We start from the raw sequence: 15,980 nt of genomic DNA on the forward strand, positions 1-15,980 counted from the left end.
TTTAGTGTAATAGCTGGCGCAATTACACAAAAACCACTCGAATTGACGGTAGTGGTAGATTGATGAATTCTTATCGTCAAAAGACCTGACAGGTTTTAAAAACCTGTCAGGTCTAAAATTACAAGTCCTATAAGAACTAAAACCATACTTACCCTATCGTCACTTCGAGTGGTTTTGTGAATCTCGTTTTTCAACAAGAGGAGCAAAATTGTATCGAGAACCTATGGAATTCTGAAATCTGCTTTCATTCACCACTTCGTACCTCGTATTTCGTACCTCTAACTTTATTCTCGTATTTTACAAAAACGGTTCTGTTAGTTTGTATTTGAAAGAGAATAACACTAGTCCTACTTTTGACTTTATGTTGTATCTTTCAAATAGGGCTGCTCTGTAACTTTCTATTGATTTTACTGATAGATTCATTATGTCTGCCATTTGGTCGTAGGTTAGTTCTTTTTCGTCGCAGACTAGTTTTAGGAAATGTAATTCTCTTTGGGATAGGGTGATTTCTTCTTTTGTTTTGGTGGTGTCTGTTTGGTGGTTTCTTATTCTTTTTAGTATTTCGGTTACGTTGTTGTAGCCTATTTTTACTATGTTGTCTATGGCGAATTTTAGGTCGTGGGCGGTGCAGTTTTTGTGCAAAAATCCTCTTGCGCCGTGGTGGTAAGCTTCGTTTATTATTTGTTCTTCAAAGTGTTGGGTTAGTAGCAATACTTTGTATTCTTCTTCTTTTTCTTCTAAGGCTTGTAGTACCTCTATGCCGTTCATGTTGGGCATAGAGTAGTCTAGTATGTACATGTCTGGTTTTGGTTGTAGTGGCAATGCTTCTAGAAAATCTTCTCCATTGTCAAATTCTTGAATGACTTCAAAGTCGCTTATTTTTTCTAAAAGTTCTTTTAGTCCGTGGCGCACTATAGCGTGGTCATCGATGATGCAAATAGTGGTTTTTTCCATATTACAATTAGTTTTCAGAAAGTGTGATGGTAGTCCCTTCACCTATTTCAGAATTGATGGTTAGTTTATAATTGATGATTGTAGCTCTGCTGGACATGTTTTGCAAACCAAGCGATTGTTTGTTCCCTACAACCTTTTGGTCAAAACCTTTGCCGTTGTCTTGTATAGTCATGGCAAAACTTGGTGTTGTGCTAATTGTTACGCTAATTTGTTTGGCTTTAGCATGCTTGAGTGTGTTGTTGATGATTTCCTGGAAGATGCGGTAGATTACTATTTTTTCGTTGGCGGTGAACTCTTTTTTGGTTTGCTCTTCTTGGTTTAGCACAATCTTGATTTTGGGGTTCTTCTGCAAACGCTCTACTTCGGTGGCGATGGCTTTGAACAAATCTTGTTGCAACAATAACTGGTTATTAAGCGAATGACTGATGCTTCTAATCGAACTAGACAAATTGCCAACCGACTGAGATAGTGGTTCTAGCAAAGTATTTAGCTCGGCAGAGTCCAGTTTTAGGTTTTCTAGTTGAAAGTTGATGTAGGTTAGTTGTTGTCCTGCATCGTCGTGTAGATCTTGTGAGATATTGTTAAGGACTTGTTCTTGGGTTTCGAGAATGGTTTGGTTTAAAAACTTTTGGAAATCAATGTCTTTTTGATACAATTGTTGGGTGTACTTTTTTACTTTGTTGATGTAGAGTTTGATTAATACTACACAAAATAAAATTACAAGACTTACAAACAACAAGCCAATAATTATTCCAATGGCGATATTATTTAGCATATTTCTTTCTTTCTTTATAAATATAAATATTGATTAATGAGTAGTAAATTATGTTTACAAAATAATTCACGAAAGTGTAAAGTTTCACTTCTCCAAATAAGACTGTTCCTGTAACCGATTTTGACCTAAAGCCAAGCATAAAACTCATTCCTAAAAAAAATAATATTGGTGCAAATAACAAGATGTAATTGTTGGAAATGAAAAAACTAAGGTTTTCTTTTTTTAAATTTGAATAACTTTCAAAAACAAATAGTGTTGTATAAATTAAGGCTCCAAGAATAAAGGCATTAAAATTAAATTCCTTAAAAATAGAGCTATAGAAAAGTGAAAAACAATTAAAAAACAGAAAACCCCAAATAATGGATGTTGACAACTTTGGATTCAAACTTTGTTTTTGTAGTAACAGTATCCATAAAAGGTTGTGGGCTAAAACATAGATATTGTTATTAAAAAAAGTATCTATTCTAAAGTGTTTGAATAAATCTGTTACTATAATATTTACTACTGATAAAAATAATAATAACCCTAGCATTTTGTTCTTGTTATTGAAAACAAAATAAAGCACTAGGGTTATTACTATATATAGTTTGATTATCATTTATGCTGCTTATTTTCCTCGAGTTGGGTCTTCAACAATGTCAAAATATTGGACTTTATTATTTGAATAATATGCTTTAAAAACGGCAACATTGTGTTTTCCTTCATAGGTACTCGGAGGTGTTGTTTTTGGGATATCTTTTATGGCTTTTCTAATTTCAACTTTTTCAAAAAGAGGATCTTTAGTAAGTGATTTAAAAGTTACAACTGGAAGACAAGAAATAAAGTTATCAAACTCGTGTTGGTTTACTATTTTATGAGTAAAACTTGCATTTTTCTTATCATCAAAAGTAAACTTTACATACTCCAAATCAGTAGCTCCTTTAATCATTTCAACAACTTCAGCTTTGGTCATTGTCTTTGGTAAAGCAATATCATTTGCCCAGAAATTTTTAGTATAAGTTGAATGTTCTCCTTCTGATATTTCATGTTTATCATTTATTTCTCTTAATGCCAGCATTGCTATAGTTTCAGAGGAGCGAGTTTTAATGACAACATTTTGATGGTAAATTTCCAATAATGACTGGAGCGAATAAGTAGCAAATACTTTTTTGATAGAATCGTTTGCGGTATCTCCAGTAACTTTGGCTTCATCTTTAACTTCCGTTGTATCTGAAACCGCTTCTGTAGTCTCTTCTGTTGGTTTTTTATTATTAATGCAAGAAAACACAATAAGCGACATTATTACTGATGCCATCCAAATTATACTCTTTTTCATAATTTTTGTTTTTTAAGGTTAGTTTTAATTTTTAACAAAGATTCAATTTCAAGTATTTATATCAAATAGGCAAACCCCTAAATTGAATAGTGTTTTCCCTATTTACTAATTTACTTGCTAAAATAATAAAATTTCTTTACAAAATCCATATCTACAACTATTTCAATAAATTAGAGAAAAACCCATATTGTTTTTAGTGGTATACATAAGTTGTTATAATTAGGGTTGAAGTAGTTTTGGAGTGAAACTTTAAAACATAGAAATCATGAAAAAAATCATTTTTACAGCCGTATTATTATTAACAATTACTTCTTTATTTTCTCAAAAAATCGCCTATTCACACAATGGTGAAAAAATAGAATATAAAAAAGAAAAAATTGATTTAAACTTAACAAAGTCAGGAAAAACAATTAAACGAGTACGCACAACAGAAGCTTTAGCTTTAAGTTCGTTAATTTCCTTTTTACCAACTATAGTAGATGAAGGTTTTAAGTTAACTACCAAATTGATTGAAAACAACATAAAGAAATTTACAGCAGAATATTCTAAAACTACAAGTTTTTTAGATGCCGCATCAGGAGAAATTCCAAACATTGAATTAAATAGAACTTTAGATGATACTAATCAAGCTTTGAAAATTATTATTGAACCTTATTTAGTAAATGGCACAGAAAATTTTGTATATTATGTAAAGGATATTGCTTTAAAAAACTCGGCTGCAAAATTTAAAAAAGGGGATTTATTAGATTACTCTATCGAAATTCATGTGATGGTATTAGAAAATGGCGCAAAAAAAGCAATTGAACTTAAGCCAATACAGGTGTTATCATTTGCTTTTGAAAAAAACCCAACTTTTAATCAATCTAATTATGAATATAGAACAGAAATGATAACAATTTCTGAAAACGCAATGATAACTGATATTTCTGTAAAAGTTATCGAGACAAATTCCAGAAAAATTAAAGCCGAAAAAATTCAATCGTTGTATAATGATCATAAAGATACATTTAAAACTATTATCAATAACTATCTACCAAAAAGTGAGTAGCCATCTTTAATGTAACCCTCGCAGGGTTTGGAACCCTGCGAGGGTTTAATTTTAAAAAATAGATTAGTATCCTTACGATCCAATGATAAACTAAACTAGTACTTTACACTACCGTCACTTCGAGTGTCCGCCGCGGCGGATGTATCGAGAACCTATGAAAAACTAAACCCATTAGACCTGACAGGTTTTAAAAACCTGTCAGGTCTTTTCCTTGATTATTTCCAAACAAAACGAAGAAAAAGAAATCGTTAAAGATATAACCGACTTTACTGATGTTACGCTTGACTTTTTAATAGAAGCTCCTCCTTGTCAACACCTTACTTGACTTTTTTACTGGCATTGGACAATTATTTTTTGCAACTGTTTAGATTATAACTCGACATAAAACTTTTGTTTATCTATACCACATACGCCGTCTATAATGCTTTTATTTTCAATAATTTACAAAATACCAAATTATTATTCAACTGTATTTCAGCATGTTATAAAGCGTTCTAAATTTCACTTATTTGTTAAAAAATGGCTACGATTGTGAATAAGTTTGACTTTCTATTCACGCAACTTTTTATAATCTTTGTAACAGACAGTTAGGCATTTTGGTTCCAATTTGTACTAAGTCAAAAATTTTTATTTTTTAACTTAATACTTTTAAAAAAATGAGTGTTAAATTCAAAGTTCTTCCTAGAAAGAACCCGCAAGACATCCTTGCACCAGAAAAATTCTATGCTGCTGCTATTGCAGATGGCGAAACTGATTTAGAAAGACTCGCGGAGTTAATTTCTTATCAATGTACTGTGACCGAAGCCGATTGCTATGCGGTATTGATGTCGTTAGAACACAATATCATTGGCGAATTGAATGAAGGTCGTATTGTAAAACTAGGACGTTTGGGTAACTTCCAAGTAGGATTAAGTTCTGAAGGTAAAGACACCGCCGATGAAGTAACATCGAGTGCCATTATCAAAAACAGAATCCTTTTTAGACCTGGTAAAAAATTGCGTAATTTGTTGACTACGCTTTCTTACCGCAAAGCCAGCTAGAACCCCGTAACTAAGCAACTTAGTTATTGTAAGACCTCGAGTATTCCAGTGCTCGGGGTCTTTTTTTTACCTCAAATTCGTCCCGACGAACCAATTATCTAGTCCCGACGAACCAAAAAAAATGTCCTGATGAGTTAAAAAAAAGGTCAGGACAAACTAAAAACAACCTCATCTAACAAAAAAAACACCAACTTTTACACTTCAACAAAAGCAAAACAAGAAAAAAACCTCTTTTCACACCCACTTTTCAACATATCTCCTACCCAAAATGCAGCATCTAAAAGCTAAAAAAACATCCCTCGAGTCAGTCAAAGTATAGGTCGAAAAAAGAAAAAATCAGTCGAAAGCGACAACTGCAAAACATCGTTTATCCACGTCGCGAACTAAAACGTTAGAAGAAGTAACAAGAAGTAGTAAAAGGCTTTTAATGCCAGACTAAGCGATAGCGAAGCAGCTGCTCAAGACGTGCAACGTCGAAGTAGAAAACGTAGCGCCCTTTGTGCCTTCTTTGTGCCCTTCGCGGTTAAACCCCAAGCGCAGCGCCTAAAGAAATCCGCAACCATCCGCGCCTGCGAAGCATCCGTAAAATCCGCGTTCCATAACAAAAGTCGAGCAAAGTTGGAACAGACAACTTATAATGTCGGTCAAGCCTTCTTCAAAGCCGATGATGTCAAAACACCTCGCTTAACCCCATAAAAAAAAGCCCAAAAAAAGCAGCTAGAACCCCGATTTTTGAGCAATTTAGATATTGTAAGACCTCGAGTAATTCCAGTTACTCTAACGAATGTTGTAAATTTAATACATTTTTTTTACTATACTAACACTGTTTATAACTTCTTTTCACCCTTTATTTACAGGTATTCACACGTTATTTTCAACTAAAAAACACACCCAATAGAAAATAAAATCACAAAAAAAAGTTTTATACTTTCCATTTTTTCCACTTTAAAAAAAGTTTGCCACTCGCAAAATCTTATATCCAAACAAAAATTACTTGTTAAAACAAATTATTTTAAATACGTTTGACACCTCTATACACTTTCCTAACCAAAACCATTCTTGATGACCGAAGCGCAACTCTCTGTATGTAAAACCTGTTTGAACCGTAAAAAAGGTGTTTTTGATGCGCAAGATATTTGCAATGTTAGAGGACTTCGACTCAAACCCGAAGAAGAATGCTCTTATTATGAAAAAGATACCCGAGTTATTACCGCTACCGAGGACAAGCAACTGTATATAAAACCCAATGCCGACCGAGCTAAGTATGCCATAATTGCTATTCTGGTAGTCATGTGCATAAATATTGTGGCTTCAGTGTCTTCATATTTTCAGTGGCAACTGTTGCTTGATTATAAAAATGGCATGGCACTTACCGATGAACTATCTAGTGCTAACAATTTGCGACAAGAGATTATTAGATTTGTTTTTTTAATTGCTTTTATAACAAGTATTGTCTTTTTTATTCTTTGGTTTAGAAGAGCTTATTATAACCTACAAGTGCGCACAGGCAACTGCCGTCATAGCGATGGTTGGGCAGCTGGAAGTTGGTTTGTACCCATTATCTGTTTGTATAGACCTTACCAAATAATGAAAGAACTTGCCGAAGAAACCACTAGCTTGCTTAGTATTGCCAGTGGCAAAGAGGTAAAGTCAGACTCTGATGTTATTAGTATATGGTGGGTACTTTGGATTTTTACTAACTACATTGTAAAATATGGGATGAATTGGGCTTTCAAAGGAGAAAGCATTGACAATCTTATAAATGGTACCTTGCTCGCTATTGCCAATAATCTTTTGGGCATACCATTGGCAATTATTACAGTTTTTATGATAAAAAAATACGCTGCTAAAGAAACCGCGCTAACCCAAGAAGAAAAAAATAGCGAATTTATACTTTAACTCGCTTACTAAAACAAGCACATACTAACTCTAATTAACATCATTACGGGAAACCGTAAAAGGTTCCTGTTTTTTGTTTTTATATTTGTTAGAATTAGGGGAAATCCTTATAAAATAAATTGGCTATGTCGGTTTTATTTGTTACGTTTGAAAAGAATATTTTTCTTTAAGAAAATAATTAATATTAATGAAGTTTACATCCTATCATGCTAAATATTTTGCATATGAATTGACTAGACAAAGACCTTCTAATGATTTAGGAAAGTTGACTTCGTCATTACAAGATGCACAAGTGGATTTAAATCCTCATCAAGTAGAAGCTGCTTTGTTTGCTTTTCAATCTCCATTATCTCAAGGTGCTATTTTAGCAGATGAAGTTGGTTTGGGTAAGACAATTGAAGCAGGTATAATATTATCACAACAATGGGCGGAACGAAAAAGAAAGCTGTTGATAATTGCTCCTTCAAATTTGCGTAAGCAATGGAACCAAGAATTAGCTGATAAATTCTTTTTACCTTCAGTTATTTTAGAAACAAAATCATTTAATGAGCATTTAAAAGCAGGTAATTTAAACCCATTTAATCAAAATGATAATATAGTAATTTGTTCATATCACTTTGCTAAAAACAAAGCAATTTATATTGAACAAACAAATTGGGATATTGTTATTATTGATGAAGCACACCGATTAAGAAACGTTTACAAAGCGTCTAACAAAATTGGTAATGTAATAAAAGATGCAATCCAAAAAAGAAAGAAAGTTTTATTAACCGCAACACCATTACAAAATTCAATTCTTGAATTGTATGGATTAGTAAGTATTATAGATGATTTTATTTTTGGAGATTTAAAAAGCTTTAAAAGTCAATACAGCAGACAATTAGATGAAGGTAACTATGAGGATTTAAAAAGCCGATTGCTACCAATTTGTCATAGAACTCTAAGAAGACAAGTTTTAGAATATATCAATTATACAGAAAGAAAAGCCTTTTGCGAAGAGTTTTCTCCATCAGATGAAGAACACCAATTATACGAATGGGTTTCTGAATATTTACAACGTCCAAAACTATACGCATTACCAAATAGTCAACGTCAATTAATGACTTTGATATTAAGAAAACTATTGGCTTCTTCAACCTATGCTATTTATGGAACGTTAGATGCTTTAGTAAAAAAATTAGAGAAAATAATTCACAAAAATGACACTGATTTATTAAGTGAATTAGAACAAGATTTTGAAACGCTTGAAGAAATCAGTGATGAATGGGTAGAAGATGAAATCGATGTTATTCTAGAAATAGATTACACGCCAGAAGATATTGAAGCTATAAATTCTGAAATTGAAGATTTAAAAAAGTTTCGTGATTTAGCACAAAAAATTAGAATTAACTCTAAAGCCGAAAGGTTAATTGTAGCGTTAGAAAAAGCATTTGTTGAAATTGAAAAGTTAGGAGCTAATCAAAAAGCATTAATATTTACAGAAAGTAGAAGAACACAAGAATTTATTTACAATCTATTAGAAGCAAGAGGTTATAGAGATAAAGTTGTTCAATTCAATGGAACTAATACAGATGCAAAATCTAAAGAGATTTACAAGAATTGGCTAGAAGAACACAAAGGAACTGATAAAATTACAGGTTCACCAACTGCTGATAAAAGAGCAGCTTTAGTAGATTACTTTAAAGAAGACGCAACTATTATGATTGCAACCGAAGCAGCAGCTGAAGGTATCAATTTACAATTTTGCTCTCTTATTGTTAATTTCGATTTGCCCTGGAACCCACAAAGAATTGAACAAAGAATTGGACGTTGCCATCGTTACGGTCAAAAACACGATGTTGTAGTTGTTAATTTCTTGAATATTAAAAATGCAGCCGACCAAAGAGTTTATGAATTATTAGACCAAAAATTTCAATTATTCGATGGCGTTTTCGGTTCCAGTGATGAAGTATTAGGTGCTATTGGTAATGGTGTAGATTTTGAAAAAAGAATTGCTCAAATATATAACGATTGTAGAACGGTAGAAGAAATAAAGAATGCTTTTGATAGTCTTCAAGATGAATTACGTCCTGAAATATCAGAAAAAATACAAACAGTTAGAACTACGTTATTAGAACATTTTGATGATGATGTAAAGAAAAAATTGAAAAGCAATTTGCTTGAAACAAAACAGTATTTAAGTACTTTTGAAGATATACTTTGGAAAACTACACAATATTTTTTGAATGATTATGCTGAATTTTCAGATGATTATTCATTTAAATTAATAAAAAATCCATTTCCTAAAGAGAATATTCATAGTGGGCCATATATGATTTTGAAACCTAAAGAAGGACAAAAAAAATCAGATATTGTTATTCCAGATGATACAAATGTTTACAGAATTGGACATAAACTAGCACAACGAATTTTAAATGTTTGTAAAGAAAATGAAACTTTAGTTAAAGAAATAGTTTTTGATTACACCGGTACGCAAGGAAAGATTTCTGTACTAAATGAATTAATTGGAAAATCTGGTTGGTTTCAATTACAACATCTTGGTATAAATTCATTTGAACAAGAAGATTATTTATTGATGGCTTGTTATACTGATGATGGTGAAACAATTCATAGAGAAATTGCACAACGCTTTTTCTCTCTTAATGCAGTTGAAAACGAAACAATTGAATTAACAAATGAAGTAACAACAAATTTTAAAGATTTAATTTATAGAGAGCGTCAAGAAATAATATCTGAAAATGCTAATAGAAACAGAGACTTTTTTGATGTTGAAATGGATAAATTAGACCAATGGGCTGATGATATGAAAATTAGCCTTGAAAAGGAAATTAGAGACCTTGATGCTGAAATAAAACTGCGTAAAGCTGAAGCAAAAAAAATGCTTAACCTAGAAGCAAAAGTAAAATCGCAAAGACAAATTAAAGAGCTAGAAAAAAAGAGAAGTGAAAAGCGACAAACATTATTTTCTGCTCAAGACGATATTGATGATAAAAAGGAAACTTTATTGACTGATATTGAAAAGCGCTTAAATCAAAAAATTGAGCAAAAAGAACTATTTACCATTAAATGGAAAATGATATAATATGAAACAATTAATCAATATTTATTGTGACGAAAGTTGTCATTTGCAAAATGATGATGAAAAAGTGATGGTACTAGGTGCAGTATATTGTCCTGCTAACGAAAAAGAAGATATTTTTAATCGTCTTAAAGAAATAAAAACAAAACATAATTTAGTTCCTAAAAAACCGAAATCTGAGAGCGATAACCGTGCATATTATGAGTTGAAATGGAATAAAATTTCAAATAGTAAACTAGAGTATTTTTTAGATGTAGTAAATTATTTTTTTGATAACGACCATATCTCATTTAGAGTTTTAGTAGTTCCTGATAAATCAAAAATAGATTATCAAAAATACAATCACACTCACGATACTTTTTATTATAAGATGTATTTCAGTATGCTGAAAGTGATTTTAAAACCAGACCACGCCCACAATATATTTATTGATATTAAGGATACTCGTAGTACCGAAAAAGTACATAAACTCGAAAAAGTATTGAGAAACGATCAATATGATTACTCTAAAGAAATAATAAAGAAAGTACAACAAGTTCGTTCTCACGAAGTAGAACTAATAGAATTGGCAGATTTACTTACAGGTGCAATGGCGTATATTCATAGAGCAAAAACAACTAGTGAAGCCAAAGGTAAAGTTATTGAATTAATTAAAAAACGCTCTAAATATTCGTTACAAAAGTCAACCTTAATTCAGGAAAAAAAATTCAATATTTTTATTTGGGATGCCGAACGAAATAAAAATTTATTATAGTTATGAGTACATTAGTTTTTCCTGATATAATTGAGCTGAATGAATTTGGGGGTGATTTTCATAATTACTTTAATGCCGTATATGCCATTTTCGCAAATGATTTTATAAAAACGCAACCGCTTTATGTAGGACTTAAAGTGGCGGTCAGAAAATATCCAGAAGTCGATGGTTTACACAGAACATTTTATCACATTACACACGAAGGAGAAGATGAAGAAAACAGAACACCTGACTTAAAAAGAATGGAAAGAATTAGATTTCCTAAATTTCTAATAGAGAATGAACAACACGAAGAAATTCTAATTTGGAAAAATAAAAGAGGTAAAGATGAAAGAATAGTTTTGTTTAATCAAACAGAAAATTATATCATAATCCTTACAGATAGGAAACAGTTTTATATGTTTATAACAGCTTATTTTATTGATACAGAACACCGAAAAAGAAAACTATTAAAAGAATATGAAGACTATAAAAATGCCAAAACCGCTTAGCGGAACTAAACGGTCTCTTATACTCCTTTAACGCTTACAGCTAATTAAAGCTTGGTCACTGAGATGGTGCAAAGATACAAAACAATTATTAATCCTCAACAAGAGGTGTAAAATTTTTTACAATGTCCAAAAATAAACTCCAAAAACTAGAATTAACTTGGATAGGCAAAGGAGATGAACCCAAGCTAGAACCAAGAATTCTTATAGAAAATCCTGAATACAGTTACGGTGACCCAAATACCGAAAACATACTTATTCACGGCGATAACCTTTTAGCATTAAAAGCTTTAGAACAAGATTTTGCAGGCAAAGTAAAGTGTATTTACATTGACCCACCATACAATACAGGTGGCGCATTTGAACATTATGATGATGGTATAGAACATTCACTTTGGTTAAGTTTAATTAAACCTCGTTTAGAAATATTAAAGAATTTATTAAGTAATGATGGTTCTATTTGGATAAGTATTGATGATGACGAACAAGCATATTTAAAAGTTTTATGTGATGAAGTATTTGGAAGAAGAAATTTCATTAATAATGTGATTTGGGAGAAAAAATATTCTCCACAAAATGATGCAAAATGGTTATCTGATAATCACGATTTTATAATGGTTTATGCTAAAGAGAAGGATATTTGGCGTCCAAATTTATTGCCACGAACTGTAGAAATGGATAAACGATATAAGAATATAGATAATGACATTAGAGGACCTTGGAAATCAAGTGATTGTCTAGTTAAAACTTATTCTGCAAACTATGATTACCCAATAACTACTCCTTCTGGTAGAATTGTTAATCCTCCATTAGGAAGATGTTGGATGACTTCTAAAGAAAGAATGCAAGAATTAATTAATGATAATAGAATTTGGTTTGGTTCTGATGGTAGTAATGTTCCAGCTTTAAAAAGATTTTTAACAGATGTTAAACAAGGTATTACAAGTTTAACCATATGGAAATATACAGAAGTAGGACATAATCAAGATGCAAGAAATGAAGTAAAGGTTTTTAATGATAAAACTGTTTTTGCTACTCCAAAACCTGAAAAACTAATTCAAAAAGTATTATTTCTTGCTTCAAATCCAGGAGATATAGTATTAGACAGTTTCCTTGGTTCAGGTACAACATCAGCTGTTGCTCATAAAATGGGTAGAAAACATATTGGTATTGAATTAGGAGAACACGCAAAGACACATTGTTATCCAAGACTAAAAGCGGTTGTTGATGGAGAACAAGGTGGTATTTCTAAAGCTGTTAACTGGCAAGGTGGCGGTGGTTTCAAATTCTACACTTTAGCACCAAGCTTACTAAAACAAGATAAATTCGGCAATTGGGTTATCAGTCAAGAGTACAACCCAGATATGTTAGCAGCGGCAATGGCAAAACAAGAAGGATTTACCTATTTGCCAAACGAAGATAAGTTTTGGAAACAAGGGAACTCTAGCGAGAACGACTTTATTTTTACAACTACTCAATTTATAACAGTTGAAACTTTAGACAGCATTCACGATGATATGCAAGAAGGTGAAAGTATTTTAATATGTTGTAAAGCATTTCAAAAAGAATGTAAAAGCAAATACCCAAACATTACACTTAAAAAAATACCGCAAATGTTATTAGACAGATGCGAGTTTGGTAAAGACGATTACAGTCTAAACATTGTTAATCTTCCAACAGAAGAACCAAACAATGAAGAGGATTTAATTGATGAAATTGATACTGAAAGCGTACAAGAAATAAGAGATAACAAAGAAGTTGATAATCAAGGTACATTATTCGAATAGTATATGAACATGAACACAATAGCCAATAACATAAAATTACGCCTTTCACTTCGTGAACCATTGCAAGAAGCATTAGATATTGTAGCTCAATTATCAGGTGATTTATCTTTAACCAAAGTACCAGATAACGAAGAAGAAGCTTTAGTATTTATTAAAAATGAATTAGACAAAGTAAAACATAGTTTTACCACTTGTACTAGCTTTCAAAGAGATTTTCCATCTGTTGCGTTTTCTATTGCAACAGGTGTAGGTAAAACACGGTTAATGGGTGCTTGTGTTGCTTATTTGTATTTACAGAAAGGAATTAAGAACTTCTTTATATTAGCACCTAACTTAACCATTTACGATAAATTAATCGAAGATTTCGGAAATCCTGCTTATCATAAATACGTTTTCAATGGCATTTCAGAGTTTGTGCATAACAGACCAGTAATTATTACAGGAGACAATTACAACCAACAAGGAAACCTTTTTAAAGAAGGAGAAATTAGAATAAACATTTTCAATATTTCTAAATTCAATTCTGATAATAAAGGACAAAAGAAAGATGGTGTTTCATTAGCTCCAAAGATTAAAAGACTATCTGAATATTTAGGACAATCTTATTGGGAATATTTATCAGGCATTCAAGATTTAGTAATCCTTATGGACGAAGCACATCGTTATCACGCAGATGCTTCCAAAAATGCAATCAATGAACTAAAACCAATTTTAGGTTTAGAACTAACCGCAACACCATTTGATGAAAAACAAAAACCTTTTCAAAATGTGGTTTATGAATATTCATTAGCTCAAGCTTTGGCAGAAGGTAAGTATGTTAAAAATCCAGCTATTGCAACCAGAAAGAATTTCAAACGTGGTGATTTATCTGAAAAGGAAATAGAAATTATAAAATTGGAAGATGCAATTAGTGTTCATCAAGATACTAAAACGGAATTAGAATTATATTCAAAAAACAACGGAGTTAAATTAGTAAAACCATTTATTCTAGTAGTTTGTAAAGACATTAATCACGCTAGAGAAGTGTATGATTTAATCAATTCTAGTGATTTTTATGAAGGCGATTACAAAGGTAAAGTGTTACAAATTGACAGTTCAACAAAAAAAGAAGAAGAAATAGAAAAGCAATTTTTGTCATTAGAAAGTTCAGATAATGATATAGAAATTGTAATCCACGTTAATATGCTAAAAGAAGGTTGGGATGTTACCAATCTTTACACAATTGTTCCTCTTCGTGCCGCTAATGCAGCTATCTTAATTGAACAAACTATTGGTCGTGGTCTTCGTTTACCTTTTGATGGTAAAAGAACCGGTATAGATAGTATTGATAAACTTACAGTTATTGCTCACGATAATTTTGAAGCCGTTTTAGCTGCGGCAAAAGATCCAAATTCGGTTTTAAACAAAATGAATTTCATAGAAATTCCAGAAGAAAATTTAGGAACAAAAACCGAAGTAGTTACTTCAAAACCAGTTTTTGAATTAAAGTTAGAAAGTGAACAGGTTGAGGTTAATAAAATTGAAAACAAAGAAAATCAGCAAAAAGCACAAAATACACTTGATGCAAAAAAAGCAATTATAAATTCATTACCTGATTTTAATACATTACCTGAAGTTCGTAGAGTTGAAGATTTAAACAAAGAAGAAGTAAAGAGAAAAGTAATTCGCCAAATCGAGAAGAAACTAAACGAAGGTCAACAAAATATCTTTGCTTTGGATATACTAAAAGAAGCAGAAGAAACCTATGAAAAAATTGTTGCTTCCTACAAAGAAAATATTATTGAAATTCCTAGAATGGATTTAGTTTTAGGTGAAGTTACAGCTACATTCAATCATTTTAATTTAGATACTACTAATTTTAATTATCAAGCACTAGAACAAGAAATTATCAGAATGGGTTTATTGGATAAATCTGTAGAAACAATCAAAGCAAAATCAAGTGGTTCTTATGGAAATCCTGTAAAAATGATTATTGCAGAATTAATTGATTATCCCGAAATTGATTATGATGATAATGCCGACTTATTATATCATTTAGCAACCCAAGCATACAATGCTATAAAAGAAAACATTGATAAAGAAGAAAATATATTACAAGCAATATTCCAATTCAAATCAGCAATAGCAGACAAGATATATTTGCAAATGAAAGCTAATTTTTCGCTTTCAACTCCAGAATATGTTGCACCAAGAGTATATCCATTTACCAAAATAGAACAATGGAATTTCTCCGCTTTAGTCAATGCAGGATATAAAGATTATAGAGAAATAGTTACTCCAACAATAATGGTTCCTAAATACGTTTTTAGAGGTTTTGAGAAAGCTTGTCATTTCGAATATAAGTTTGATAGTAAGACAGAACAAGACTTGGCATTTGTACTAGAAAACGATAATAAAGTTTTAAAATGGCTTCGTCCTGCAAATAATCAATTCCGTATCTATTGGGATAATAATTCAAAAAGATATGAACCCGATTTTATTATTGAAACAGAAGATACAATCTATATGGTTGAACCAAAATCATCAGCAAATATTAATGACGCAGATGTATTAGCTAAAAAAGAAGCCGCTATAAAATATTGTAAGTATGCAACAGAGTTTACTACTCATAACGGAGGTAAACAATGGAAATATTTGCTAGTACCACATACTGAAATATCAAGAACAATAAATTTTGATTTATTAATTGCAAAGTTTAGTTAAGAATGATTGCTAAAATAAATTAGTATAGTTTTAAAATACATTTCGAAAAAAAAATAAAAAAAAATAGCATTCTCAAAAGAGGCAATAAGCATTTACGGTATAACTATAAAAGAGATTGATAAAAACTGCTAGAAAAAA

At 31.4% G+C, this 15,980-nt stretch carries 11 protein-coding genes; 8 read left to right on the top strand and 3 right to left on the bottom strand.

The features are described from left to right. Positions 1-297: 297 nt before the first annotated feature. The 3 genes from O9267_RS11310 to O9267_RS11320 all read right to left on the bottom strand — a co-directional run bounded on the left by O9267_RS11310 (position 298) and on the right by O9267_RS11320 (position 3,044). Positions 298-954 carry a response regulator transcription factor gene (locus tag O9267_RS11310; protein WP_298179493.1) on the bottom strand — a complete coding sequence of 219 codons (657 nt, stop codon included), beginning with the start codon at positions 952-954 and terminating at the stop codon, positions 298-300. Between the two features lie 7 nt (positions 955-961). After that, complete coding sequence (locus tag O9267_RS11315) at positions 962-1,729, bottom strand: ATP-binding protein (protein WP_298179496.1); 768 nt, start codon at positions 1,727-1,729, stop codon at positions 962-964. A gap of 607 nt (positions 1,730-2,336) precedes the next feature. After that, positions 2,337-3,044, bottom strand: coding sequence for a hypothetical protein (locus tag O9267_RS11320; RefSeq protein ID WP_298179499.1), 708 nt, complete (start codon positions 3,042-3,044; stop codon positions 2,337-2,339). Between the two features lie 265 nt (positions 3,045-3,309). Here O9267_RS11320 and O9267_RS11325 point away from each other — a divergent pair, with 265 nt between their 5' ends. From O9267_RS11325 to O9267_RS11360, 8 genes are all read left to right on the top strand, one after another. Beyond that, a complete protein-coding gene (locus O9267_RS11325; protein ID WP_298179502.1) occupies positions 3,310-4,092 on the top strand; it encodes a hypothetical protein in 783 nt (260 codons plus the stop codon). A gap of 656 nt (positions 4,093-4,748) precedes the next feature. After that, positions 4,749-5,132 (top strand): HU family DNA-binding protein, encoded by a 384-nt coding sequence (locus tag O9267_RS11330; protein WP_298179504.1) that lies wholly within the window; start codon positions 4,749-4,751, stop codon positions 5,130-5,132. A gap of 1,062 nt (positions 5,133-6,194) precedes the next feature. After that, the gene (locus O9267_RS11335; protein ID WP_298179506.1) at positions 6,195-7,031 is read left to right on the top strand and encodes a DUF4328 domain-containing protein; all 837 of its coding nucleotides are present in this window, start codon (positions 6,195-6,197) and stop codon (positions 7,029-7,031) included. A 187-nt stretch (positions 7,032-7,218) separates the two neighbouring features. Further along, the gene (locus O9267_RS11340; protein ID WP_298179508.1) at positions 7,219-10,113 is read left to right on the top strand and encodes an SNF2-related protein; all 2,895 of its coding nucleotides are present in this window, start codon (positions 7,219-7,221) and stop codon (positions 10,111-10,113) included. 1 nt (position 10,114) lies between these two features. After that, on the top strand, positions 10,115-10,864 hold the full coding sequence (locus tag O9267_RS11345) for a DUF3800 domain-containing protein (protein ID WP_298179510.1): 750 nt from the start codon (positions 10,115-10,117) through the stop codon (positions 10,862-10,864). A 2-nt stretch (positions 10,865-10,866) separates the two neighbouring features. Then, positions 10,867-11,355: a hypothetical protein gene (locus O9267_RS11350; RefSeq protein ID WP_298179512.1), complete on the top strand. Its 489-nt coding sequence runs from the start codon at positions 10,867-10,869 to the stop codon at positions 11,353-11,355. Positions 11,356-11,477: 122 nt separating this feature from the next. Continuing rightward, complete coding sequence (locus O9267_RS11355) at positions 11,478-13,139, top strand: site-specific DNA-methyltransferase (protein ID WP_298179514.1); 1,662 nt, start codon at positions 11,478-11,480, stop codon at positions 13,137-13,139. Between the two features lie 9 nt (positions 13,140-13,148). Next, entirely contained in the window at positions 13,149-15,842 is a 2,694-nt protein-coding gene (locus O9267_RS11360) for a DEAD/DEAH box helicase family protein (RefSeq protein WP_298179518.1), read from the top strand. Positions 15,843-15,980 lie beyond the last annotated feature (138 nt).

It is taken from the genome of Flavobacterium sp. (genome assembly GCF_027531705.1).
Taxonomy (GTDB): Bacteria; Bacteroidota; Bacteroidia; order Flavobacteriales; family Flavobacteriaceae; genus Flavobacterium.